This window comes from Acidovorax sp. ACV02 (assembly GCF_014851475.1).
Lineage (GTDB): Bacteria > Pseudomonadota > Gammaproteobacteria > Burkholderiales > Burkholderiaceae_C > Acidovorax > Acidovorax delafieldii.
On record NZ_JACUZU010000007.1, the window covers coordinates 269,417 to 292,274 of the forward strand.

23 protein-coding genes, 1 tRNA gene and 1 pseudogene are annotated in these 22,858 nt (G+C 64.8%); 17 read left to right on the forward strand and 8 right to left on the reverse strand.

The features are described 5' to 3' along the window. Window positions 1-94: 94 nt before the first annotated feature. Genes IB236_RS18220 through IB236_RS18260 form a run of 9 tightly spaced genes read left to right on the forward strand, consistent with a single transcriptional unit; the run spans window position 95 to window position 4,080 of the window. Entirely contained in the window at window positions 95-271 is a 177-nt protein-coding gene (locus IB236_RS18220) for a hypothetical protein (RefSeq protein WP_192421706.1), read from the forward strand. Next, on the forward strand, window positions 262-630 hold the full coding sequence (locus IB236_RS18225) for a hypothetical protein (protein WP_192421707.1): 369 nt from the start codon (window positions 262-264) through the stop codon (window positions 628-630). The genes IB236_RS18220 and IB236_RS18225 overlap by 10 nt, the downstream gene beginning before the upstream one ends. A gap of 4 nt (window positions 631-634) precedes the next feature. Beyond that, on the forward strand, window positions 635-2,611 hold the full coding sequence (locus tag IB236_RS18230; protein WP_192421708.1) for a replication endonuclease: 1,977 nt from the start codon (window positions 635-637) through the stop codon (window positions 2,609-2,611). Further along, entirely contained in the window at window positions 2,611-2,898 is a 288-nt protein-coding gene (locus IB236_RS18235) for a hypothetical protein (protein WP_192421709.1), read from the forward strand. Before IB236_RS18230 ends, IB236_RS18235 begins: the two co-directional genes overlap by 1 nt. Then, entirely contained in the window at window positions 2,895-3,113 is a 219-nt protein-coding gene (locus tag IB236_RS18240) for a hypothetical protein (RefSeq protein WP_192421710.1), read from the forward strand. The genes IB236_RS18235 and IB236_RS18240 overlap by 4 nt, the downstream gene beginning before the upstream one ends. Before the next feature lie 26 nt (window positions 3,114-3,139). Then, a complete protein-coding gene (locus IB236_RS18245; protein WP_187736438.1) occupies window positions 3,140-3,361 on the forward strand; it encodes a hypothetical protein in 222 nt (73 codons plus the stop codon). A gap of 3 nt (window positions 3,362-3,364) precedes the next feature. Next, a complete protein-coding gene (locus tag IB236_RS18250; RefSeq protein ID WP_192421711.1) occupies window positions 3,365-3,580 on the forward strand; it encodes a hypothetical protein in 216 nt (71 codons plus the stop codon). 11 nt (window positions 3,581-3,591) lie between these two features. Next, a complete protein-coding gene (locus tag IB236_RS18255; protein WP_187736436.1) occupies window positions 3,592-3,882 on the forward strand; it encodes a DUF4406 domain-containing protein in 291 nt (96 codons plus the stop codon). A 3-nt stretch (window positions 3,883-3,885) separates the two neighbouring features. Continuing rightward, a complete protein-coding gene (locus tag IB236_RS18260; protein WP_192421712.1) occupies window positions 3,886-4,080 on the forward strand; it encodes an AlpA family transcriptional regulator in 195 nt (64 codons plus the stop codon). A 20-nt stretch (window positions 4,081-4,100) separates the two neighbouring features. On the opposite strand, the gene IB236_RS24625 is transcribed toward IB236_RS18260, so the two are convergent. The 8 genes from IB236_RS24625 to cysS all read right to left on the reverse strand — a co-directional run bounded on the left by IB236_RS24625 (window position 4,101) and on the right by cysS (window position 14,201). Beyond that, complete coding sequence (locus tag IB236_RS24625) at window positions 4,101-5,972, reverse strand: DUF4209 domain-containing protein (protein ID WP_192421713.1); 1,872 nt, start codon at window positions 5,970-5,972, stop codon at window positions 4,101-4,103. Between the two features lie 67 nt (window positions 5,973-6,039). Then, complete coding sequence (locus tag IB236_RS18270; protein ID WP_192421714.1) at window positions 6,040-7,242, reverse strand: site-specific integrase; 1,203 nt, start codon at window positions 7,240-7,242, stop codon at window positions 6,040-6,042. 190 nt (window positions 7,243-7,432) lie between these two features. Next, window positions 7,433-7,525: transfer RNA gene (locus IB236_RS18275), tRNA-Ser, on the reverse strand. 341 nt (window positions 7,526-7,866) lie between these two features. Next, window positions 7,867-8,817 (reverse strand): tRNA lysidine(34) synthetase TilS, encoded by a 951-nt coding sequence (tilS, locus tag IB236_RS18280; RefSeq protein ID WP_146871422.1) that lies wholly within the window; start codon window positions 8,815-8,817, stop codon window positions 7,867-7,869. Between the two features lie 162 nt (window positions 8,818-8,979). Continuing rightward, window positions 8,980-10,830: a methyl-accepting chemotaxis protein gene (locus tag IB236_RS18285; protein WP_056747209.1), complete on the reverse strand. Its 1,851-nt coding sequence runs from the start codon at window positions 10,828-10,830 to the stop codon at window positions 8,980-8,982. A 209-nt stretch (window positions 10,831-11,039) separates the two neighbouring features. Continuing rightward, window positions 11,040-12,017, reverse strand: coding sequence for an acetyl-CoA carboxylase carboxyltransferase subunit alpha (locus tag IB236_RS18290; RefSeq protein WP_192421715.1), 978 nt, complete (start codon window positions 12,015-12,017; stop codon window positions 11,040-11,042). 79 nt (window positions 12,018-12,096) lie between these two features. After that, window positions 12,097-12,771: a DNA-3-methyladenine glycosylase 2 family protein gene (locus IB236_RS18295; RefSeq protein WP_192421716.1), complete on the reverse strand. Its 675-nt coding sequence runs from the start codon at window positions 12,769-12,771 to the stop codon at window positions 12,097-12,099. Between the two features lie 47 nt (window positions 12,772-12,818). Further along, the gene (gene cysS / locus IB236_RS18300) at window positions 12,819-14,201 is read right to left on the reverse strand and encodes a cysteine--tRNA ligase (protein ID WP_192421717.1); all 1,383 of its coding nucleotides are present in this window, start codon (window positions 14,199-14,201) and stop codon (window positions 12,819-12,821) included. 218 nt (window positions 14,202-14,419) lie between these two features. Between cysS and IB236_RS18305 the strand changes: the two genes are divergently transcribed. From IB236_RS18305 to IB236_RS18340, 8 genes and pseudogenes are all read left to right on the forward strand, one after another. Continuing rightward, on the forward strand, window positions 14,420-15,478 hold the full coding sequence (locus IB236_RS18305) for a tetratricopeptide repeat protein (RefSeq protein ID WP_192421718.1): 1,059 nt from the start codon (window positions 14,420-14,422) through the stop codon (window positions 15,476-15,478). 70 nt (window positions 15,479-15,548) lie between these two features. Continuing rightward, window positions 15,549-16,856 carry a L,D-transpeptidase family protein gene (locus tag IB236_RS18310; RefSeq protein ID WP_121942492.1) on the forward strand — a complete coding sequence of 436 codons (1,308 nt, stop codon included), beginning with the start codon at window positions 15,549-15,551 and terminating at the stop codon, window positions 16,854-16,856. Then, a complete protein-coding gene (locus tag IB236_RS18315) occupies window positions 16,853-17,434 on the forward strand; it encodes a peptidylprolyl isomerase (protein WP_121942491.1) in 582 nt (193 codons plus the stop codon). Before IB236_RS18310 ends, IB236_RS18315 begins: the two co-directional genes overlap by 4 nt. Window positions 17,435-17,464: 30 nt before the next feature. Then, window positions 17,465-17,971, forward strand: a complete 507-nt coding sequence (locus IB236_RS18320; protein WP_056064668.1) for a peptidylprolyl isomerase — start codon at window positions 17,465-17,467, stop codon at window positions 17,969-17,971. A 103-nt stretch (window positions 17,972-18,074) separates the two neighbouring features. Further along, window positions 18,075-18,854 carry a UDP-2,3-diacylglucosamine diphosphatase gene (locus IB236_RS18325; RefSeq protein ID WP_370539930.1) on the forward strand — a complete coding sequence of 260 codons (780 nt, stop codon included), beginning with the start codon at window positions 18,075-18,077 and terminating at the stop codon, window positions 18,852-18,854. 46 nt (window positions 18,855-18,900) lie between these two features. After that, window positions 18,901-19,719, forward strand: a complete 819-nt coding sequence (locus tag IB236_RS18330) for a zinc-dependent peptidase (protein ID WP_121942490.1) — start codon at window positions 18,901-18,903, stop codon at window positions 19,717-19,719. Window positions 19,720-19,959: 240 nt separating this feature from the next. Beyond that, the gene (locus tag IB236_RS18335; RefSeq protein ID WP_192421720.1) at window positions 19,960-22,206 is read left to right on the forward strand and encodes a hypothetical protein; all 2,247 of its coding nucleotides are present in this window, start codon (window positions 19,960-19,962) and stop codon (window positions 22,204-22,206) included. A gap of 190 nt (window positions 22,207-22,396) precedes the next feature. Continuing rightward, window positions 22,397-22,840, forward strand: a pseudogene (locus IB236_RS18340) (IS630 family transposase); the annotation flags it as partial. Window positions 22,841-22,858 lie beyond the last annotated feature (18 nt).

Here is a 22,858-nt window from a genome sequence, read left to right on the forward strand (position 1 = left end):
CAGCGGCACCCATCACCCCCCCTACCCCGATTTTTTTGCAAGGCGGCAACGCCAGGCGGGGACTTCTGTTGCCCAAAAAACCTGAGAGGACGCAATGAGCCTTTACGCCATGACCTACCGCGCGGCCAACGGCCAGCGCATGACCCAGCACCTGCTGGCGGCTGACCGGCAGGCCGCCACGCGGCAGGCGTTTGACCTGGCAGAGCGCCTGACAGGCGGGCGCTGCGGCTTTGGCATTGCGCCTGTGAAGAAGGTGCGCACATGCATCTGAGACTGGTTGCGCCTGACATGGACTTGCTGCAGCCAGCAGCACCACCTGCGGCCAGGCCTGTGCCGCCGCCGGCGGACGTGCTGGCGCAGCTGATGAAGCTGCGCGACCAGATGACGCAGAGCGCGAGCAATGGGCGCTTTTGCGACGCGGCATCGAGGGAGTGGCGCAGGCTGCCGGTGATGTGGCGCGTGGCGCTGCTGATGATTGCCGGCATTGGCGCGGATGTGGAGCACCTGTACACGCTGGCAGACCGCAACTGGCAAGAGCTGCCGCCGCCTGAGCGCGAGGAGCTGCGCATGGTGGTGCGCGATGCCAAGAAGCACCTGGGTGGCCTGACTGCCCTTGCGGCGCGGGTGTAGCGCCATGCCCACGATACCGCGCAAGCTGCCCAACGGCAGCCTGAAGGAATGGAACGCGAACAAGCCCACGCTGCGCATGGCGCGCGGGCACTTGGAGCGCGTGATCCGGTGTGCGCCTGCCAGCTGGCAGGCTGCAGTGCGCGAGCGGCTGGCGCCCACGGCACCGCCCATGCTGGCGGCCGAAAAGACGGTGCAGGAATGGCTGCAGGAGCCGCCCGAGTGGGCGCAGGCGTGGGACATGCTGCAGGCGGTTGCCCAGTATGAAGACCGGTTTGGCGCCGCAGCCATGTGGAACCTGGACGACCACGAAATCTGCGAGATGGCCAAGAAGCTGGCGGGCGAGGCCGACGAGCTGGACGCGCTGGCCATTGGCCAGGGTGCCAGCCTGGCAGAGCGTGTGGACAGCATCCGGCTGCTGGTGCGGTGCGCTGGCATCGTGGAGGACAAGCCCATCACGGGCGAGCCCGCCATCAAGCGGGCACAGGATGCCGCGTGGTGGCGCAAGCGCCTGCGCGTGCATGTTGCGCGTGTGGTTGAGGGCGGCAACATTGGCATGGGGCGTGTGCACGTGCGGCTGGGCGGCTACATCAGCCGCGACGGGCTGGCGCGCCGCAAGGCGCAGGTGAAGCGCAATGCTGAGGCCCTGGGCCGCAAGCTGTTCCGCAATGAGGCAGGGCAGGTGTACACGCTGCGCGAGCTGGCCGAGCTGGGCACGGCCAACCCCATCGTGCGCGGGGGCGAGCTGATGACGCGCATCAGGGGTGCGGAGGAGTACGCCGATGCGCGCGCGCATGTGGGCCTGTTCCTGACGCTGACGCTGCCCAGCAAGTTCCACCCGGTGAAGCTGGGCAGTGGTGGCCGTCCTATCCCTAACAAGAAGTATCGCGGCGCCACGCCGCGTGACGGGCAAGCGTGGCTACGGTCCATGTGGCAACGAACCCGCTCTGCCCTCGCGCGCAAAGGCGTGCGCATGTACGGCCTGCGCGTAGCCGAACCGCACCACGACGCCACGCCCCACTGGCATGCGCTGATATGGGTAGAGGATGAAGCAAGCGCACAGGCCGTGGAAGACAAGGTGCGCCACTACTGGCTGAGCGAGGACGGCGACGAGCGCGGCGCGGCCGAGAACCGCGTGAACATCAAGCGCATGGTGAGGGGCGGCGCCGCTGGCTATGTGGCGAAGTACATCGCCAAGAGCGTGGGCCACCTTGCCCTGGCGGAGCACCAGGATGTGGTGAACGGCCAGCAGATCGCCATGGACTTTGGCCACACCGACCAGTGGGACGTGAGGGAGCCAGCCGCTGGCCATCAGCGCGTGGACGCCTGGGCATCGCACTGGGGCATCCGGCAGTTTCAGACCATCGGCATGCCCAGCGTGACGGTGTGGCGCGAGCTGCGCCGCGTGTCGGCCGACCAGTTGGAGCTGTTTGCGCAGGAGGGCGACCGGGCCACGGTGCGGGCCTTCAGCGCCTGCCACCGGCATGGGGAGATTCGGGCGGACTGGCGCATCTTCATGGAGGCGATGGGCGGCCACGCCCTGCCCCGCAAGCAGTGGCACCTGCGCACGGCCCACCGCACGCCCGAAGCGGGCGAGGTGAACAAGTATGGCGAGGAAGTGAAGGTGGGCCGCATCGTGGGCCTGAAGCCGCAGCGCGGGCGCATGTGCGGGCGCTGGCTGGTGAGCCGCCGCATTGCCTGGGCGCCTGTGGTGGATGAGGTGACCATTGCAGCCCACGCCGCGCATGCGGCGGATTGCACAGCTGCAGCAGGACAAGCGCAGGGCGACGGCACAGCCACGGCCCGCGCGGCTTTGCCGCGCGCTTGGACTGGTTTCAATAACTGTACGGCCCGCATCACGGGCGAGCTGGCGAGAGAGCTCTTCCCCCCAAGCCCGCACTTCAAAGAGGACTGGTGCAAGCCCGAAACGGTGGCCCAGTTCCGCGCACTACGCGCCATGCAGTCCACCGAGGCGTGGCACTGATGAAAAAACAGGCAGCAAAACACACCACCGCCACCGAGGCGCGCAGCGGCATGGCCGAAACGGGCCGCAAGCCCACCCCGCTGCAGGCCCAGGTACTGCTGGCAGCGCGCCGCCGCTGCGAAGACATGGGCGACGGCCAGGCCGCCCGCGACCAGATGAAACGCGAGGTGCTGGAGACACCGGCCGAGCTGCTGCCGGACCTGCTGACCGCCCTTTCAACAGTGCGCATCACGCGCGCAGACCTTTTCCAACCCACCACCACCGACCGAAAGGAGTGCAACCCATGAACGCCAAGCGAACCGAGCCACGCGTGCATTGCTACCAGCGCCCGCTGCACAGCGGCTACGTGCCGCAGGCCGGCACCACGCCGGAACACCTGCGCGCCGTGTTCGACGCGGAGCGCCAGCGCCTGGCCGATGCCGCCAGGCCGCGCCGCCGTCGCCGCCAGCCGGCCGCCCCCATCACCAACCCCGCCCAGGCCCAGCTGCAGCTGGTGGCCTGACCGAACACAGAAAGGAAATCGAAGACATGCAACCCATTCACAACGTCCAGCCCTTGCGCAGCTACCGGGCCACTTTAGTGCCCCAGGGCGTCACGCCATCAGATGTGGAAGACCTTGCAGACGCCAGGCTGCTGCCCACCGTTCGGGTGAAGGCCGCCACCGCGGAGCAAGCCGAGGCCCACGCGCACATTGCCACCGGCAAAAACGTGCTGCGCGTGGAACGCATCGAAGAACGCGCGGAGGCCTGAACCATGGCAAAGCCGAAAAACGCACCGGCACTGGCGCACCCCGTTGAGCCATCGCGCTGGTCTCAGATCAGGCAGGCAGAGCGCGTGGACTACAGCACCGCGCAGCCCATCAGCATGAGCTGGAAGACGGGCAAGCCGTACACCTGCCCCGAGCTGCAGCACCGCAGCGCGGCCAATCGACCGCCCAGCCTGGTGATGGGCCGGCGGGTGAGCCGATAGGGAGGGATGCCATGCGAATCTACGTTGCAGGCCCGATGACGGGCTACCCCGATCTGAACTTTCCCGCCTTCCACGCAGCAGCGGCGGCGCTGCGCGCCCAAGGCCACCATGTGGAGAACCCCGCCGAAATCAACGCAGACCCCAAGGCCCAGTGGCTGGACTGCATGCGCATGGACATTGCGCGGCTGGTGACTTGCGATGCGGTGTACCTGCTGCCCGGCTGGGAGAAGTCGCGCGGGGCGAAGGTGGAGCACGGGCTGGCGGTGGGCCTGGGCTTTCAGATCATCAACCCGGAGGGCTGACACATGGGCCAGATCATCATGAACAAGGCCCAGCTGCTGGAAGAGCTGGGCATCGTGGAGAACACGCTGCGGGCGTTGATCGAGCAGCGCGGGTTTCCGCCGCCTCGGAAGATGGGGGCGAAGCTGTTTTGGCTGGTGGCGGAAGTGGTGGAGTGGTTGCAGGGGTGCCCTGGCGCTTGGCAACAAAAAAGGACCTAGGCGCGCTGCGATAAGAGCAATCAGGCAGCCTTCACCGGCTCCACAGACGGATGCCCTGCCGGTACTTGCGCATCATGAAAGCTCTTGAGCGTCAGTCGCAAGACCCACCACCACGCATATACCGCCGGCACGGTGTTGCACTCGTCGTGGTTGAGCAGTCCGTGGGCGACTTGGTTGCGTATGTTGGGGCCAAGTGCAGAGCAAAACAGCGCGCGCAACTCGAACGCCAAGTCTTCCCCGAACACTTCGACAATCTGCGGTAGATCGATGAGGGCGCTGAGTCCCACTTCATTCTCGATGCCCGACCTGTCCACGGTTGTCGTAAGGACTTGACGCTGTTTTAGGTGCCAGCGCACGAGGTTCTCCACCTGCGGCGCCAGAATGTATGTGGCGGTCGCAAAGTCATACTCGAAACCCTCCCAAAGACCCTTTGCGAACTGCTCCGCGCGACCTGGCGGGACCACCGGCGCAAGGGACATTAACTGTGCCAATTCGGACTTTCGAACCGTGTGTTCGCGCTGGATAATGCCTAGCGCCGGCAGGATGACTGCCCGGCAGACCAGCTCGATATCGAGCAAGTAGTGGCGCATCATGAGACCGAACAACTGTTGGTCAAGATCGGTGTCCACTCCGGACAAACCTCCAGGCGTCTTGGCAACTACGCGGCCATCAGGTCCATAGTGTGTCGAGGCAAACGCCGCGCTAAACAAATGCGTTTGCATGGATTCCTGGGCGCCCGCCTTGAGCCGAGCGAATTGTGCGCCTCCGTGCAACCGCGCCATCGTCAGCAGCGCTGCAACCCCAGACTTTCCGCTGACGGCCCGCTCTGCCTCTTGCACGTGTTCAGTGATATCCATTTTGCCGGTCGAGTAGGTGTGCATGGCCTTCATTGCCTGCTGACCAGACACCGTCAGGCGTTTAAGGATCCGCTCAATGCACGCATCGACGCCGCGTGCTGGCCGCTGGGCCCCGGGCACCGCACGCAGTAGCTGGATGGCGTCGTCCAGGAAACTACCAGCCATCACATGCCCTATGTCTCCTCCTTCCTGAATGCGCTGGTCTGCCTCGGCTTCGCAAGTGAGCGCCATGGCGACGGTCATGTCGGCGGCGCGTTCAGCATTAGACAAGCGGACATACCAGTCCCGTGCGTGACCTAGAAGGTTGCGTGCCACATAGTGATTGCCGGCTGCGCTCTGTCGCTCGCCGCTCGTTGCCAGCAGGTCGGCCAGAGTAGCTCCCTTATCCGTCGCCACACGCAGATCAAACAAAACCCTGGCCGCCGACTTCCCCAGACCTCCGTCCTTGGGAATCTCTCTCTCGGCAGTGGACTCCAAAGACGAGATGAGACGAGCGAGCTTTGCGCGTCCCTCATCTTTTAACTGTCGGGCCAGCACGATGGCGCGGCGCCACTCGACCAGCGATGAGTGGAATTCTGGCTCGTCCAATGGCGCGGCCCCATAGGCGTCGATAGCTCGGTGGGAATCCGCGATGTTTCTCTTAGGACGGGCGTTCAACCATGCTAGGTCCGACAGGCGGGCCTGCAGGGCCCGGTGCGATACGGCTACGGCAATTTCCGACAGAAGCGCCGCATCTCCAGGCAAAAAGTCCTGCGCGATTGCGGAACGCCGATCGCCGAACACCATCATTGGGATGAAAGGCTCGTTAGCGCTGTCCGCGCGCAGCACCAAGGAGCAGGCGTCAGCGACGAGCCAAAGTGACTTGACCTTGGGCCAGTCGGGAGGGGACTCCTCTGCAGCCTCTCGCGCCGCCTTCGAAAGGCTCGTCCAAAGCGACATGCAATCCCCCTCGCCGGATGCAACAGAGGGGTGCGCAGTGATCGCCGCGATCGCGACGTCTGCAGTGATGGCGGTGTCTTGCGGAAATCGATGCACTTCTGCCCTCGTAAGCGTTGTGGTGGAGGTAGTGGCGGACCGGCTGGCGGCCAGAGCGCCACAGTGTTCAGGGTCTACTAGAGGAAGCGTAGTCGCCCCATTCTTGCATGATGAATGCGCGCTTTTCCATCATGTCACCGCGGCGGTAAGCCGCTTCTGTCTTCGTATCAATGCTATGGGCGAGACACAGCTCCACTGCGTCGCGCGGGTGATGCGTAAGTTCTCCAGCCCAGTCCCGAAAGGTCGAGCGGAAACCGTGCGGCACGGCTGCCAGCTTATGACGGCGCATCAGGGCGGTGAATGCCATGTCAGACAGCGGGCCTTTACGGTTGCTGGGAAAGACGTGTTCCACCAGTTCCTCGCGCGCGGCCTCCTGAATGCGCAGCAGCGCCACAGCTTGGCGCGACAAGGGTACGCGGTGCTCCCGATTGGCTTTCATGCGCTCAGCGGGAATGACCCAAAGGGCTGCATCCAGATCTACCTCGCTCCATACCATTCCGCGCACCTCGCCAGAGCGAACAGCAGTCAGGATCAGAAAACACAGAGCGCGGGCGCTTTGACCGTCCACAGCGGCAATCTGCTGGTACACGGCGGGCAGATCGGCCACTGGCACTGCGGCTCGATGCTTTACCGGGGCAACCTTGTCAGGGTTGGCCAGGATGTGCTCTAGTTGCCCACGCCATCGCGCAGGGTTGGGTCCGGTGCGGTGGCCGTGGGCGGTGGCCCAATCAAGCACCTGCTCAATGCGCCCGCGCACACGAGTGGCGGTTTCGGTCTTGGTCTTCCAGATAGGCGCCAGCGCGCGCAGCACGTGGGACTGTTCAATCTCGGAGACAGACAGCCGCCCAAAGTGCGGCGATGCGTAGGTGTTGAGGGTGTTGCGCCACTGCTGCGCATGCTTGGCGTTGCGCCAGGTGCTTTCGTGTTCAGTGATGAACGCATCGGCCGCCTTGTCGAACTCCAGCCGCTGGGCGGCTGCCAGGCGGGCGGCCTCCCGTTCGTCCCGGCGCGACTTGATGGGGTCGATGCCTGCATCGCGCTGCCCCAGCGCTGCGCGCGCTGCCTCCCGTGCGGCAGCCAGCGTCACACCGGGATAGCTGCCCAGGCCCATGCGCCTACGCTGGCGCATGTGCACATACCGCAGCACCCAGGTGCGCGACCCTCCTTCAATCCGCAGGTACAACCCGCTGACCCCGCCCACGGCGTGCGAGCCTTCCACGCGCAGCCTGGAAACCTCCAGCGCCGTCATCTCAAGGATTCGCTTCGGCATGGCTCAATTTCTGTAGGCCATCATGTAGACCCAAAAATTTTGAATTGAGCTCGGAAACCGGTTGACTACCCGCTGCGAAAACACTGTATAAAACACCATGAATCGAAGCGTACCACGTTGTTTTATATGGGGTCAACGCAGAGCACAGACGTAAAAAAACCCGCTGGTTTAGGGCGGGTTTTTTTAGCTCTGGCGGAAACGGAGGGATTCGAACCCTCGATGAGGCTCTACACCCCATACTCCCTTAGCAGGGGAGCACCTTCGGCCACTCGGTCACGTTTCCAATCCCGCTATTATGCCTCATTTCAGGGGCTGTTCCGCTGGTTGCAGCAGCATAGGTGGGCTGATCCAAAGTCCTCGTGCACGCCGGGCGCTGATAGCTGGAGTCACTTTTTTGCCGATTGCCGCCCAGGTTTTGATGTCGACATGGAGGCCATCCGAGCGCGGATGGCTTGTGTGCTGAGCCTGTTGGGCAGGGGGCAAGGACGGACTCGGGCTTTCTATTGGACGCACCGAGCTCATAGAGCTGGCAATCTTCGCGATTGGCCAGCGTGCCGGATGCGGCGGTTTACTCCCGTATTTGTGGGTGTCGTCCCGCGACGCGGGCAAAAAGACACCTGAGAGCTACTGCCTGAGCCATTCCAGCGTAAGACCAGACCGCACGACAAAGCCGCTTCCTACCTTGATGCGGATGTGGTGACCCCGTGTGGTACAGGCCTGGATCTGATCCAGCAGCTCGCCCAATTGCGCGGCTCCCGGGGTGGTTTGGTGGGCATGGCGCAGCCAGTGGCGCACCACGTTGGCCTGGCGCGCGCGGGTGAGCCCCTGCAGCGCCTTGATACCGGGGGGCACGCCCACCAAGGACAGGTCCTGCTGTGCCATCTCGTTCAGCAGCTCGGCAGCCTGGGCTGCATTGGCGGCCGACCGTGCAAAGGTATCGCGAAAGGACGGGAATGCGGCATGCAGCGCAGGCAGCAGTTGCGCCCGAATGCGGTTGCGCGTGAAGCGCTCATCGGAGTTGGTGGGGTCTTCCACCCACGCCTGGCCTTGTGCCTTCAACCAATCGCGTACGTCCGCCGCAGACACCTGCAACAAGGGGCGGTGCCAGACCAGACCAGCACGCGTCCACTGGGCGGGCATGGCGGCCAGGCCGGCCACTCCCGCTCCGCGCGACAGGGCGAGTAGCAGGGTTTCGGCCTGATCGTCGGCGTGCTGTGCAATTGCTATGGATTGAATAGCACCCAAGGCATGATCCTCTAGCGCTACTGCCGTCAAAGCCTGGTATCTGGCTTGCCGAGCGGCATCCTCGGGGCTCTGGCCGGGCGCGGGGCGCGCGTCCAGCCGCTGCACACGCAAGGGCACGCCCAGCTTGCCACACAAGGCCACGCAATGCTGCTCAAACCCATCGGCGGCCGCCTGCAGCCCATGGTGCACATGGACCGCCAGCACCTGCCCGGGCCAGCGGCGTGCACAGCCCAAGAGCAATGCGGTCGAGTCTGCGCCCCCGCTCAACGCCACAGCCATCGGTAACGCGGGCGCAAAGGCCCGCAGGGCGGCGTCCATTGATTGCGTCATCGCATCCGCCCTTCAGGCCCTGCATCTGGACCCGTCGCAACCGCCGGACGTGCCCGGAGGGCGTAGAGAACAAGGGAGAAATGGCGGCGCATGGGCGCCGATTATCACGGTGCCCCGCACTCCGGCAGTAAGGTGCATGGGGGGCGCGCCGCCCCTTGCAACTTAACCGCCCGGCGATGACAGCCGCGGCGCAGCGTGGGCAGGGTCGGTGGACAGGCGGAAGGTGCCCACCACCTCCGACAGCCGCACCGACTGGTCCTTGAGGCTCTGTGCCGCGGCAGCGCTCTCCTCCACCAGCGCTGCGTTCTGCTGGGTCATCTGGTCGAGTTGGGCCACGGCCTGGCCGACCTCGTTGATGCTGGTGCTTTGCTCATTGGTGGACGCCGTGATCTCGGCCATGATGTCCGTCACACGCTGCACCGAGGTCACGATCTCGGTCATGGTGGTGCCCGCGTCGTGCACCAGCCGCGAGCCGTTTTCCACCTGCTCGACCGAGGTATTGATCAGGGTCTTGATCTCGCGTGCGGCCTCGGCGCTGCGCTGGGCGAGGCTGCGCACCTCGCCTGCTACCACCGCAAAGCCCCTGCCCTGCTCGCCCGCGCGGGCGGCTTCCACCGCAGCATTGAGCGCAAGGATGTTGGTCTGGAAGGCAATGCCGTCGATGACGCCGATGATGTCGTTGATCTTGCGCGAGGCCGCATTGATCTGGTCCATGGTGGTCACCACATTGCCCACCACCTGTCCACCATGTTGCGCCACGCTGGACGCCTGGGCCACCAGCTGGTTGGCCTGGCGTGCCGAGTCTGCGTTGTGCCGGACGGTCTCGGTCAGCTGCTGCATGGAGGCTGATGTCTGCTGCAGGCTGGATGCCGTGAGTTCGGTGCGCCCGCTCAGGTCATGGTTGCCGGTTGCAATCTCTTCGGCGGCCACGCGTACCGAGCTGCTGGCGTCACGGATCTGCGAGAGCACACCGGAGAGCTTGCCCGCAAAGCTGTTGAAGCTACCGGCGATCTGGGCCAGCTCGTCCTCACCGTGGGCGTCGATGCGGCGCGACAGGTCGCCGTCACCGGCGCCGATTTCGTGCATCGCGTCACGCACCAGCGTGAGCTGGCGCAGGCGTCGCGTCAGAACCACGCCCAGCAGCCCCACGGCCACCACCAACACCAAAACGCTGGAGATCAGCGATGTGGCCAGCATGGCCCGGATCGGTGCCATGGCCTCGCTTTCATCCAGGGCCACCACCAGCATCCATGAGGTGCCCGCGATCGGCACCACGCTGAGTAACCGGCTGCGCGACGCGATGTCCGCCTGCAGCAAACTTTTGTCCTTGGATGCAGCGAGCAGCTTGTCGGTCACGAGGTCCTTGGACAAATCGGCAATGGGCTTGAGGGTCAGCGCCTGGTCGCGGTGGGCGATGATCTTGCCGTCGGCAGACACCAGAAACCCGAAACTCTGCGGCGTGGGCTGGATGGAAGCCACATTGGCAACCACTGACTCCATGTAGACATCACCAGCCGCCACGCCTTTGAGCGCTGCGCCGGCGCCCACCGGGGTCGCAAAAGTCACCACCAGTTTCTGGTCGGACGCCGAGATGTAGGGCGGCGTGACCACAGACCCGCCCGCTTGCGCGGCCTGCTTGTACCAGGGACGTGCGGTGGGGTCGTAGTCGGCGGGCAGGCTGCGAGTCTCTGAAAAAACGTACTTCTTGTCCGCGTAGCCAAAATACGCCGTACTGAATTTGCCCGCGTCGCGCAGCATGGCCAGAGACTTGGCAGGTTCGGGATCTTCAAAGGCGGCGACAGAGGCCGCAATGATCGTGGCCTTGGCCCGCGCCCACTCCTCGATGGTTTCAGCGTGGCTCTTGGCGGTCGCCATGCCCTCTTCGGCCAGCGAAACCTGCGCCTGTGCACGCGCCGACAGGTAGTTGACCAACGTCAGCACCATCAGGGCAGCCACCATGCAGGTGGCAGAGAGGACCAGGATCTGGCCCTTGAGCGTCTTCAGAAGCGACATGAAGCCCTCCTTGAACCGCCCGCGCAGGCGGTCTACGGGCATGTTACATCCGGTAGCAGTCCATGCGCCAGTGCGGGTTTGTGCGCCCCTGCGAGGAGTCGGCCAGAAAAACAACAACGGCCCCGAAGGGCCGTTGGAGCCGCACCAAGCTGGTGCATTCGGTGCCAGCAACGACAGGCCAGAACCTGCCCTCAGCGGGCTTAGCGGGCTTAGCGGGCGTCCGCCTTGGTGTCGCTGAAGCGGCCGTAGCTCTGCAGACGCTCGTAGCGGCGGTCCAGCAAGTCTTTGGTCTTGAGGTCTGCCACCTGGCGGAAGGCATCGCCCAAAGCGCGCTTCAAAAATGCGGCCATCTGCTTGTGGTCGCGATGGGCGCCGCCCACGGGCTCGCTCACGATCTTGTCCACGAGGCCCAGGGCCTTGAGGCGGTGGGCGGTGATGCCCAGGGCGTCAGCGGCCTCTTGCGCCTTGTCGCTGGTCTTCCAGAGGATGGACGCACAGCCTTCGGGGCTGATGACCGAGTAGATGGCGTATTGCAGCATCACAACCTGATCGGCCACGCTGATGGCCAAGGCGCCGCCGGAGCCGCCTTCGCCAATGATGGTGGTGATGATAGGTACTTCGAGCTGCGCCATCTCGAAGATGTTGCGGCCAATGGCCTCGGACTGGCCGCGCTCTTCGGCATCAATGCCCGGGTAGGCGCCGGGCGTGTCCACAAAGGTGAACACGGGCAGCTTGAATTTCTCGGCCGTCTTCATCAGGCGCAGGGCCTTGCGATAGCCCTCGGGCTTGCTCATGCCAAAGTTGCGCATGGCGCGCTCCTTCGTGTCGCGGCCCTTCTGATGGCCCAGCACCATGCAGGCGTGGCCGTTGAAGCGCGCGAGGCCGCCCACGATGGACAGGTCGTCCGAGTAGTGGCGGTCGCCGTGCAGCTCGACGTAGTCGGTGAAGATGTCGCGCACGTAGTCGAGCGTGTAGGGACGCTCAGGGTGGCGGGCGATCTTGGTGATCTGCCAGGGCGACAGTTCGCTGTAAATGTCTTTGGTGAGTTGCTGGCTCTTCTTGCTCAGCTGGTCGATCTCTTCCGAGATATCGACGGCACTCTCGGTCTGCACGTAGCGCAGTTCTTCAATTTTGGACTCCAGCTCGGCAATGGGCTGTTCGAAATCCAGAAAGGTCTTTTTCGCCAACGTTTTTCTCCTAGGGGGATCGCACCCGGCGGGGTTGCCACGAATGGCACGCACTGTAACCGGCGTGCCTGCAGTGGTGTCAATAGGTTACAGGCAGGGGGTCCAGAGACCGCCAAATATACCAAGTCGCGACGCTGCACCAGGGCTTCCAGGCCTCGGCCACCTCGCGGGCGTCACTGCGGCTCACGGGGTCGCCAGAGAAGTAATTCTGGCTGATGCCGCTGATCAACCCCACGTCATCGAGGGGCAAAACATTGGGCCGCATCAAATAGAAGATCAAAAACATCTCGGCCGTCCATCGGCCGATGCCACGGATGGCCACCAGCTCAGCAATGATGGCTTCATCGTCCATGGCGGCCCAGTCCTTGACGTGCAGCTTGCCGCCTTCAAAGTGCATGGCCAGGTCCACCAGGTAGTCCACCTTGCGGGCAGACAGGCCTGCGGCCCGCATGTCGTCGATCTTGAGCTTGAGCACGCTGGCGGGCTTCATGCCGCGCGGCAGCAGCGCCACAAAACGCTCCCATACGGCCTGTGCTGACGCGACTGACACCTGCTGTCCCACGATGGAACGCGCCAGTGTGATGAAGGGGTCGCCCTTGGTTTGCAGCGCGGCGTCGCCAAACTGCGGTATCAGGCGCTTCATCACCCGGTCTTTTTTCACCAGGTGCTTGCAGGCCTCGGCCCAGTAGTCGGGCGTGGCCAGCACCAGTGGCGGCGCCGCGGCGTCGCTTGCTATCTTTTTAGAAGCTGCCACCGCTTATTCCACCTGCACTACTGGCATATTTAGCATCAAAACAATGCTCATTGGGCAGCTTCCCATGTGGTGCCGGCGGCAGAGTCCTTGAGCACGATGCCCTGGGCCAGCAAGTGGTTGCGAATGCGGTCGGCCTCGGCAAAGTTCTTGGCCGCCTTGGCTGCGGCCCGGGCGGCAATATGCGCCTGAATCTCGGCCTCATCCACCCCCGCCGCACCCGACTGAAGAAACGCTTGCGGGTCGCCCTGCAAGATTCCCAGGCAACCACCCAGCGCCTTCAGCAGCCCGGCCAGCTCGGCAGAACGGGTCTTGTTGACCTCGCTGGCCAGGTCAAACAGCACGGCCACGGCCTCCGGCGTGCCAAAGTCCTCGTCCATCGCGGCCTTGAAGCGGGCTGCGTAGGGGCTGGTCCAGTCGATGGACGCCACCTGCGTGGGGGTCACCAGGCTGAGCGCGGTGTACAGACGCTTGAGCGCCTGACGTGCGTCGTCGAGGTGGGCATCGCTGTAGTTCAGCGCGCTGCGGTAGTGGGCCCGCACGATGAAAAAGCGCACCGTCTCCGCGTCATAGGTCTTGAGCACGTCGCGGATGGTGAAGAAGTTGCCCAGGCTCTTGGACATCTTCTCGTTGTCCACGCGCACGAAGCCGTTGTGTACCCAGAATTTGGCGAGCGGCTTGCCCGTGGCGCCCTCGCTCTGGGCGATCTCGTTCTCGTGGTGGGGGAACTGCAGGTCTGCGCCGCCACCGTGGATGTCGAAGGTCTCGCCCAGCGTGGCGCAGCTCATGGCCGAGCATTCGATGTGCCAGCCGGGGCGGCCAGCACCAAAAGCGCTGTCCCACTTGGCCTCGGGCGGCTCCTCGGGCTTGGCGGACTTCCACAGCACGAAGTCGAGCGGGTCTTCCTTGCCGTCCAGCACGGCCACCCGCTCGCCGGCGCGCAGCTCGTCCAGCGACTTACCCGAGAGCTTGCCGTAGCCATCGAACTTGCGCACGGAGTAGTTCACGTCGCCGTTGCTCGCACGGTAGGCCAGGCCCTTGCCCTCCAGCTGACCGATCAGCGAGAGCATCTGCGGCACGTATTCAGTGGCACGCGGCTCCACCGACGGTGGCTCGATGCCCAGCAGGCCGATGTCCTGGTGCATCGCGGCAATCATCTCGTCAGTGAGCTGGCGGATGGTAATGCCACGCTCCAGCGCGCGCTTGATGATCTTGTCGTCGATGTCGGTGATGTTGCGCACGTAGGTCACGCGCAGGCCGCTGGCCTTGAGCCAGCGCTGCACCACGTCGAACGCCATCATCATCCGCGCGTGGCCGATATGGCACAGGTCATAAATGGTCATGCCGCACACATACATGCGCACATGGCCAGGTTCGAGCGGGGAAAAGTCTTCCAATGCACGCGACAGCGTGTTGTAGATGCGCAAACTCATGGGATTTCAGTAACGGGAGACTTGATGGGGTGGGCGAGGCAAAGAAACTCACCCGGCAGCAGCGGAACTCGGCCCTTGACAGGGGGTGGCCCGGCAAGGGGCGTCCAGCAAAATCACCAGCGGCAACAGCGTACCGTCATGACAACCCCCTCAGCTACAATCCGCCGCAGTATAAGCCCCCGCCCGGGCTGGCTGCCGCCCAACTCCTTTGTACCCCCATGAAGCAAGTCCGACGCACACTCCCACGCCTACTGCGCCTTCTGGCACTGACCGCCCTGATGGGCACGGGCGTGGTCCACGCGGACGACTATGCCGACATCACCCAGTTGCTCAAGGCTGGCAAGGCGTCCGAGGCGCTGGCCAAGGCCGACCAGCGCCTGGCCGCCAACCCACGCGACCCGCAACTGCGCTTCTTGCGTGGCGTGGCCCAGACCGACTCGGGCAAGCAGGCCGACGCCATCGCCACCTTCACCAAGCTCACCGAAGAGTACCCAGAGCTGCCCGAGCCCTACAACAACCTGGCTGTGCTGTACGCCAACCAGAACCAGCTGGACAAGGCCCGCACGGCGCTGGAAATGGCGATCCGCACCAACCCCAGCTACGCCACCGCACAGGAAAACCTGGGCGACATCTACGCCAAGCTGGCCAGCCAGGCCTACAACAAGGCGCTGCAACTGGATGCCAACAACGCCAACTCGGTCAAGCCCAAGCTGGCACTGATCCGCGAATTGTTCTCCAACGAACCCGGCAGCAAAACCGGTCGCCCTGCCGCCGCAGCGCCCGCGCCCGCCGTGGTGGTAACCCAGCGCCCTGCACCCGCTCCAGCGCCAGCAGCTGCAGCCCCGGCGCCAGTGCCTGCCGCCGCTCCCGCTCCAACTGTCAGCCCTGCTCCCGCTGCAACGGCACCTGCCCCCGCTCCTGCAGCTGCCAGCGACGCGTCCACCCAGGCCGTTACCTCCGCCGTACAGGCCTGGGCTGCGGCCTGGTCGTCCAAGGACATGAAGGGGTACCTGGGCGCGTACGACAAGTCGTTCGATCCACCTGGTCGCCAAGGCCGCGCTGCCTGGGAGAAGGAACGCGAGGCGCGCATCGTCGGCAAATCCAAGATCAGCGTGAAGCTTTCTGACATCACCGTGTCCGTGCAAGGTGACAAGGCCACGGCCCGATTTCGCCAAGCATACAGTGCCGACGCGCTCAACGTGAGCAGCCGCAAGACGTTGGACCTCGTCAATAACAACGGCCGCTGGACCATCGTTCGCGAATCCACAGGCGGTTAACCATGGCCCCCGATGCGGCGCCTGCGCCTTCCGCGCGGGCTTTTTTTTTGCCCTGACAGTCAGCTGATAGATGGTTTGCATGTTTGTGCCCCTGACCAACGCAGGCCGCAGGGCAGCATCCGCTGTGCTGTTGCTGCTGGGCCTCTCGTTGGCCACGCCAGCCCTGCCGCAGGGTGCCAAGGCCCGCCGGGCGGCTGCTGCGCATGCGGCATCCACCACGCCCCCAGTGGCGCCCACACCTGCTGAGCTGCGCGACGGCCAAGCGGAAACGCGCCTCATGGCGGTCTACAAGCTGGTGGCCGAAGGCCGGGGTCGCGAGGCGCTGGCCCAGGCCGAAAGCCTGGCGCGCGACTACCCCAATTTCCAGCTGGCGCAACTGGCGGTCGGTGACCTGCTCATGTCGCGAACCCGGCCACTGCGGCATATGGGCGATGTGGCCCCTGAGCCGGACTCGGCCCGCAGCATCCAGGCCGCTGCGGCACTAGCCGAACTGCGCACCGAATCGCGCCAGCGTGTGGATGCACAACGCAGCCGCCCCCCGGTCAATGCCATCCCCGCACAGTTCCTGGAGCTGTCCCCTCGCTCGCGCCACGCGATTGCGGTAGATACCTCGCGCTCTCGCCTGTATCTCTTTGAAAACACCGCCCAGGGCCTGCGGCTGGTGGCCGACTACTATGCCTCCGTGGGCAAGCTCGGCATCGAAAAAGAGGTGGAGGGTGACCAGCGCACACCGCTGGGGGTGTACTTCATCACCAGCCGCCTGGACCCGGCCAAGCTCAAGGATTTCTACGGCGCGGGCGCCCTCCCCATCAACTATCCCAACCCCCTGGACCAGAGCCGGGGCAAGACGGGCAGCGGCATCTGGCTGCATGGCACGCCGCCCGACCAATTCTCGCGCGCGCCACTGGCGACCGACGGTTGCCTCGTGCTGGCCAACCCCGACCTCGAACGCATCCTGCGCACGGTGGAGCCCCGCTCCACCCCCGTGGTCATTGCACGCCAGTTGCAATGGGTGCAGCCCCACAGCGTGGCGGCCGACCGCAAATCGTTCGAAGCGGTGCTCAACGCCTGGCGCACCGCCAAGACCGAGGGCGACATGAAGCGCCTGCTGGGCTTTTATGCGCCCGACTTCCAGAGCTACCGCAAGAAGCCGCTGGAGGAATGGACCCAGGTGCTGCAGGCCGAGGCCCGCGCCCTCAAGGGCCGGGAACTCCAGCTCAAGGACAAGTCTTACCTGCGGTGGACAGACTCGGCCGACACCATGGTGGTAACGTTCGGCGAAGTCGCCGAAGGCGCCCGCACAGGCCCGGTCAAGCGCCAGTACTGGACGCGCCGCGGCCAACAATGGCAGATCTTTTTCGAAGGAGTGATTGGATGATTTCCAGAAGAAATTCGACGGTAGCGCTAGCAAGTATTGCCCTAGCTGCTATGTTTACAGTAGCACCGGTGCAGGCCCAAGATGCCCCCAAGGTCAAGCTGGCCACGTCGATGGGCGACATCGTCGTGCAGCTTGACGCCGCCAAGGCCCCCAAGACGGTCGAGAACTTCCTGGCCTATGTGAACAGCAAGCACTACGACGGCACGATCTTCCACCGCGTGATGGACGGCTTCATGATCCAGGGCGGCGGCTTCACGGCTGACATGCAGCAAAAGCCCACCAAGGCCCCCATCCCGCTTGAAGCCAAGAACGGCCTCAAGAACGACACGTACACCATCGCCATGGCGCGCACCGGCGATCCCAACTCGGCCACTTCGCAGTTCTTCATCAACGTGAAGGACAACGGCATGCTCAACGCCCCCAACCCTGACGGCCACGGCTACGCCGTGTTCGGCAAGGTGGTCGAAGGCACCGCCGTGGTCGACAAGATCAAGGCCGTAGCCACCGGCAACAAGGGCGGCCACCAGAACGTGCCCACCACCCCCATCACCATCAACTCCGCCACCGTGGTGAAGTGAAGAGCCCATTTTTTTGAAAGAAGCAAAGCCATGAGCAACCCCCAAGTCGAACTGCACATCGCCGGCTACGGCGTCATCACCCTCGAACTCGACGCCGCCAAGGCACCCAAGTCGGTCGAGAACTTCCTGGCCTACGTGAACAAGGGCCACTACAACAACACCATCTTCCACCGCGTGATCCCCGGCTTCATGGTGCAAGGCGGCGGCTTTGAGCCCGGCATGACCCAAAAGGGCACCGACGCGCCCATCGAAAACGAAGCCAACAACGGCCTGAAGAACGCCAACTACACCGTGGCCATGGCCCGCACCAGCGACCCGCACTCGGCCACCGCCCAGTTCTTCATCAACGTGGCCGACAACGGCTTCCTGAACCACACCGCACCTTCGGCCCAGGGCTGGGGCTATGCCGTGTTCGGCAAGGTCGTGTCGGGCACCGACGTGGTGGACAAGATCAAGGCCGTGAAGACGGGCCGCAAGGGCTTCCATGACGACGTGCCGAAGGAAGACGTGATCATCGAGAAGGCCGTCGCCCTCTGAGCATGGCATCCCCCTGTGGCGCTGCGCGCCCCGCTGAGGCCACGCCAATGTCGGCCGCCCATTGCAGGCCGCAGCGCAAGGGATGAACCACCCAGCCCCCACCGTGACCACGACCGTGCCCCGGTTCGAGGAGCTTGTCGCTCCCTCGCATTGGCGCACGGTCGATTTCATTTCAGACCTGCACCTGCAGGCCAGCGAACCCGCCACGGTGGCCGCATTCCAGCAGTATCTGGAAGGCACCACGGCAGACGCCCTCTTTATCCTGGGCGACCTGTTCGAAGTGTGGGTGGGCGACGATGCCATGAGCGAGCCCAGCAGCTTCGAAGCCCGGGGCTGCGCCCTCCTTCGGGCCGCCGCGCAATGCCTGCCGGTGTACTTCATGCATGGCAACCGCGACTTCCTGGCGGGCCCTGCCTTCCTGGCTGGGTGCGGCATCACCGGGCTGGCAGACCCCACAGTCCTGGTCTTTGGCGGCCAGCGGTATGTCCTGAGCCACGGCGACCTGCTGTGCCTGGACGATGTGGACTACCAGCGTTTTCGCCTGCAGGCCCGCAGCGCCGCCTGGCAGCAGCAGTTTCTGACCCAGCCTTTGGCCACGCGCCGCGTGCAGGCGCGCGGCATCCGCCAGGAGAGCGAGGCGCGCAAGCAGTCGGGGGCCACGTACGCCGATGTGGACAGCCCCGCCGCCATCGCCTGGCTGCAGGCCGCAGGCGCCCACACCCTCATCCACGGCCACACCCACCGGCCGGCCGACCACGTGCTGGCTCCGGGTCTGCAACGCGTGGTGCTGAGCGACTGGGATGCCGCAGCATTGCCCCCCCGGCTGGAAACACTGCGTTTGTCCAGCGCAGGCTTGGAACGGCTGCCCCTGGCCCCCAAGTAACAGCGGTCATGAACTGAGCGGGCCCACCTCCCGCAGCCCGATCGCCATGCCCCCCTTGCTCAACCGCCTCTGGCGCCGCGTGCGCGCCACCGTGGCCCCGGTACCGGACATCTCTGCCACGTTGTGGCTGCAGACCATCCAGCGCTACCCGTTCCTGGCCGCGCTATCGCTGCACGACCAGGCCAAGCTGCGCGTGCTGAGCGCACTCTTTCTGCACCACAAGGAATTCCACGGCGCCCATGGCCTCACGGTGACCGACGCCATGGCCATCGACATTGCCGCGCAGGCCTGCCTGCCCCTGCTGCACTGGGGCGACCCCGCCAAGGCGCTTGGCTGGTACGACGATTTCGTGGGCATCGTGCTGCACCCCGGCGAAGCCGTCGCACGCCGCCAGACAATGGACGAAGCGGGCGTGGTGCACGAGCACACCCAGGTGCTGCTGGGCGAGGCCATGGAGCGCGGCCCCATCATGCTCAGCTGGCAGCACGTGGCCAACGCCACCGAGAACACGGCGCGCGGCCACAACGTGGTGGTGCACGAGTTCGTGCACAAGCTCGATATGAAGAACGGCCAACCCAACGGCTGCCCGCCCCTGCCCGCAGGCTTCATGGGCGCACGCACCGGCCGTGCGGCGTATGAGGCGTGGTGGGCAGCCTGGGAGCCCGCCTACGAGCAGTTCCGTGAACGCGTTGTCATGGCCGAGCGCTTCGGCGCCGAACGGCCCTGGCTGGACGCGTACGGCGCCACCTCGCCCGCAGAGTTCTTCGCGGTAGCGTGCGAAGCCTATTTTGTGAACCGGGCGCGCTTTTCGCTCGAATTCCCAGGGCTCATGCTTGTACTAAACGCTTTTTTCCAGGCCCGTTGACACAGTGAGCCCGGCCAGCCCCCTTCACGAGCGCTGCAGTGGGCACCCACCTTGCCCCGCGCAGGGATGCGGCCACCCGGGTCCGGCGCACCCGAGATTGCTTCCATTTGAAACATCTTCCACATCCATCCGACACGGAAGTACTCCCTGAATGGTTATATAAAAGAGCCAAGTGGTCCGCAACGAATGCACGTGCATCGTTCAGGCGTTTTTGCCGTGCGGCCCGAAAGGGAGATTTGCATGACAACGTTTACGTCCGCAGTGCGACTGCGGCACCTTGGCGCGCTCGCCGCGCTCACCAGCGTCTTGCTCAGCGCCTGTGGCGGCTCGGGTGGGTCGTCCGAACCCACGGCCCCCCCGCCGCCGGCTTCCCCACCGGCGCCCGCCACCACCCTGTCGGTACTGGCAGGCAATACCGATGCTGCGGGCAACCAGGATGGCGCGGCACTGACCGTCGCCCGGCTGAGCACCTACCTGGGCGGCATGGCCGTGGCCAGCTCTGGCGAGGTTGTCTTCCTGGACAGCGGCAACAACCAAGTTCGCAAGCTCAGTGCCGACAGGACTCAGGTCACCACCCTGGCGGGCGACGGCGACCGGGAGGTGTTCAATCTTCCCTCCCACCATGCCGACGGCACCGGCACCGCCGCGCAGTTCCACCGGCCCATGGGCGTCGCCCTGGATGAGGCCGGAAACACCTACGTTGCGGACACCGACAACCATCTGGTGCGCAAGATCACCGCGGCCGGCGTGGTGACCACACTGGCAGGCAAGGTCGGGGTCTGCGGCAACGAGGATGGCACCGGTAACGCCGCCAGTTTCTGCCGCCCCACCGGCATCGCCGTCGACAAAGCGGGCAATGTGTACGTGTCCGAAATCACGCAGTCGCCCACCCAGATCGTCGCCAACCCCATTCGCAAGATCGCGCCCACGGGTGCAGTGACCACGCTGACCAGCAAGGCCAGCCAGTACCCCAGCTCGGTCTTCATTTCCGGTCCCTACGTAGCAGAGATCTACCGCCCGGTACTTTTGGCGATCGACTCGAACGGCGTCTTGCACGCCGCAGATCCGAACGATCACGTCATCCGCCGTTATGCGGCCAGTGGCCAAGCCACCACGGTGTCCGGCGTAGCAGCCGCGCAAAACAGCGGCAACGCCGATGGTCCCGCTTCAGCGGCCAAGTTCGGTGATTTGAAGGCGATTGGCTTTGACGCGGCGAACCGCCTGTTCGTGCTCGACTGGTACGCCACACCATCCATCCGCCAGATTGGCGGCGACGGGAGCGTAACGACCCTCGTACGGGCCACGGACTGCTACGTGGGTAACGATGGCCGGGGTGCCGGGCCCGGCACCTTGTGCAGCGCGGACCAGATGGCCGTGACCGCCGGCGGGCAATTCCTGGTCGCCGAAACCGGCCACAGCAACAACGGCGTCGGCATGCGTACGGTCAGATACGCACAGTTGCGCCAGTACACGCCCCAAGGCAACTCCACAGCGGTGGCGGGCATCCCATCGGCCGAAGGTGCGAACGACGGGCAAGGCAGCACCGCGCGCTTTGACATGCCCGGCTCGATCGCATTGAACCCGGCGGGCACGCTGTACGTGCGCGACGAGGGCAATGCCACCATCCGCACGGTGCAGACGGACGGGCTTGTGCGCACCCTGGGCAAGCCCGGCGGCCATTGCACGGCGATAACCGGCGTGGCCAGCCAGATTCCTTCCCGCTACCTGGGGCCCCTCGCCACTGATGGCGCGGGCAACCTCTACACCATGGATGGCGCGCGCATCTACAAGACGGCCAACTGCAATACCGTGCTCCTGGCCAACCTCGCGCCCTGGCTAGACAAGGTGCCAACGGCTTTCCTGGGTGTGGCATCCGGCATCGCGGCCGACGCCACTGGCAACGTGTATGTCTCCAGCCTCAAGGGCGCGATCTTCAAGATCGACACCAAAGGCGAAATCACCTTGTTTGCCGGCACCCTGGGCACCGTGGGCCACGTGGACGGGCAAGGCGCCGCAGCACAGTTCTCGGCGCTGGGCCACATGACGGCCGATGCGGCGGGCAACCTGTACGTTGTCGACGGCCTGTACCACGACACCAACAAGGTGGGGCCAACGATTCGGAAGATCACGCCGTCCGGCATGGTCACCACGCTGGCAGGCAACGCCACCGCAGCGCCCGCCTACGCCGATGGGCCTGCCGACGCCGCACGCTTCCATGTGCAGCGCGGTGCGAGCTGGCCTGCGCAGTCGGCCAGTCTCGCCGTGGACAGCAAGGGCAACGTCTATGTCACAGATCCCTTCGCCAGTGTGGTCCGCAAGATCGGTACCGACGGCAAGGTCAGCACTTTCGCAGGCCAAGCCTGGAAGCACGGGTTTGCGGCAGGCGATCTCCCTGGCATGCTCGACCGCCCCAGCGGCATCGCCGTGCGGGGCAGCATGATGTACCTCTCGGTGCCCAACGCCGTGGTGCAGGTGCAGTTGCCATAGTCCATCGGCCGGCGGGCGCTGGCCAGGGCGCGGGGCCCGAACCATGGCGACGCCAGCCCCGGTCTTTGGCACCACAGCGGCGGCTGTGCAGTCCGGCGGCCGGCGGCCGCCGGCGCACATTCCCGCCCCTCGCGCATCGGTGTCAATGGCGTTGACCTTGCGCCCTTGTGTATCGAATGCTGTTGCAGCCGTGGTGCCGTTGGCGCCGGGTATTCCTGAGCGCAGAACCCGCGACTACATGCGCCATGGAACGACGACGCTGTTTGCAGCACTGGGCATTGCCACGGGGGAGGAGGTGATTGGTGAGTTACACCGGCGCCATCGCAGCACGGAGTTTTTGCAGTTCCTGCGCACCATTGAGGCGAATGTGCCAGCTCAGTTGGATGTGCATCTGGTGATGGACAACTACGGCACGCACAAGACCCCTGCGGTCAAGGCATGGTTTGCAAGGCACCCCAGATTCCACGTGCACTTCACGCCAACTTCCGCGTCTTGGCTCAATCAGGTCGAGCGTCGGGTTGCCACCCTGACCGAGAAGTACATCCGTCGCGGCACACACCGATCAACAAGACAGCTTGAACAGGCGATTCATCAATACCTGGAGCTGAACAACTCAGCTCCCAAGCCGTTTGTGTAGGTCAAGTCCGCCGAT

Excerpts from the sequence above, each read along its gene's own strand:
- IB236_RS18220 (WP_192421706.1), top strand. The coding sequence starts at position 95 with ATGAGCCTTTACGCCATGACCTACCGCGCGGCCAACGGCCAGCGCATG.
- IB236_RS18225 (WP_192421707.1), top strand. The coding sequence starts at position 262 with ATGCATCTGAGACTGGTTGCGCCTGACATGGACTTGCTGCAGCCAGCA.
- IB236_RS18230 (WP_192421708.1), top strand. The coding sequence starts at position 635 with ATGCCCACGATACCGCGCAAGCTGCCCAACGGCAGCCTGAAGGAATGG.
- IB236_RS18235 (WP_192421709.1), top strand. The coding sequence starts at position 2,611 with ATGAAAAAACAGGCAGCAAAACACACCACCGCCACCGAGGCGCGCAGC.
- IB236_RS18240 (WP_192421710.1), top strand. The coding sequence starts at position 2,895 with ATGAACGCCAAGCGAACCGAGCCACGCGTGCATTGCTACCAGCGCCCG.
- IB236_RS18245 (WP_187736438.1), top strand. The coding sequence starts at position 3,140 with ATGCAACCCATTCACAACGTCCAGCCCTTGCGCAGCTACCGGGCCACT.
- IB236_RS18250 (WP_192421711.1), top strand. The coding sequence starts at position 3,365 with ATGGCAAAGCCGAAAAACGCACCGGCACTGGCGCACCCCGTTGAGCCA.
- IB236_RS18255 (WP_187736436.1), top strand. The coding sequence starts at position 3,592 with ATGCGAATCTACGTTGCAGGCCCGATGACGGGCTACCCCGATCTGAAC.
- IB236_RS18260 (WP_192421712.1), top strand. The coding sequence starts at position 3,886 with ATGGGCCAGATCATCATGAACAAGGCCCAGCTGCTGGAAGAGCTGGGC.
- IB236_RS18270 (WP_192421714.1), bottom strand. The coding sequence starts at position 7,242 with ATGCCGAAGCGAATCCTTGAGATGACGGCGCTGGAGGTTTCCAGGCTG.
- tilS (WP_146871422.1), bottom strand. The coding sequence starts at position 8,817 with ATGACGCAATCAATGGACGCCGCCCTGCGGGCCTTTGCGCCCGCGTTA.
- IB236_RS18285 (WP_056747209.1), bottom strand. The coding sequence starts at position 10,830 with ATGTCGCTTCTGAAGACGCTCAAGGGCCAGATCCTGGTCCTCTCTGCC.
- cysS (WP_192421717.1), bottom strand. The coding sequence starts at position 14,201 with ATGAGTTTGCGCATCTACAACACGCTGTCGCGTGCATTGGAAGACTTT.
- IB236_RS18305 (WP_192421718.1), top strand. The coding sequence starts at position 14,420 with ATGAAGCAAGTCCGACGCACACTCCCACGCCTACTGCGCCTTCTGGCA.
- IB236_RS18310 (WP_121942492.1), top strand. The coding sequence starts at position 15,549 with ATGGTTTGCATGTTTGTGCCCCTGACCAACGCAGGCCGCAGGGCAGCA.
- IB236_RS18315 (WP_121942491.1), top strand. The coding sequence starts at position 16,853 with ATGATTTCCAGAAGAAATTCGACGGTAGCGCTAGCAAGTATTGCCCTA.
- IB236_RS18320 (WP_056064668.1), top strand. The coding sequence starts at position 17,465 with ATGAGCAACCCCCAAGTCGAACTGCACATCGCCGGCTACGGCGTCATC.
- IB236_RS18330 (WP_121942490.1), top strand. The coding sequence starts at position 18,901 with ATGCCCCCCTTGCTCAACCGCCTCTGGCGCCGCGTGCGCGCCACCGTG.
- IB236_RS18335 (WP_192421720.1), top strand. The coding sequence starts at position 19,960 with ATGACAACGTTTACGTCCGCAGTGCGACTGCGGCACCTTGGCGCGCTC.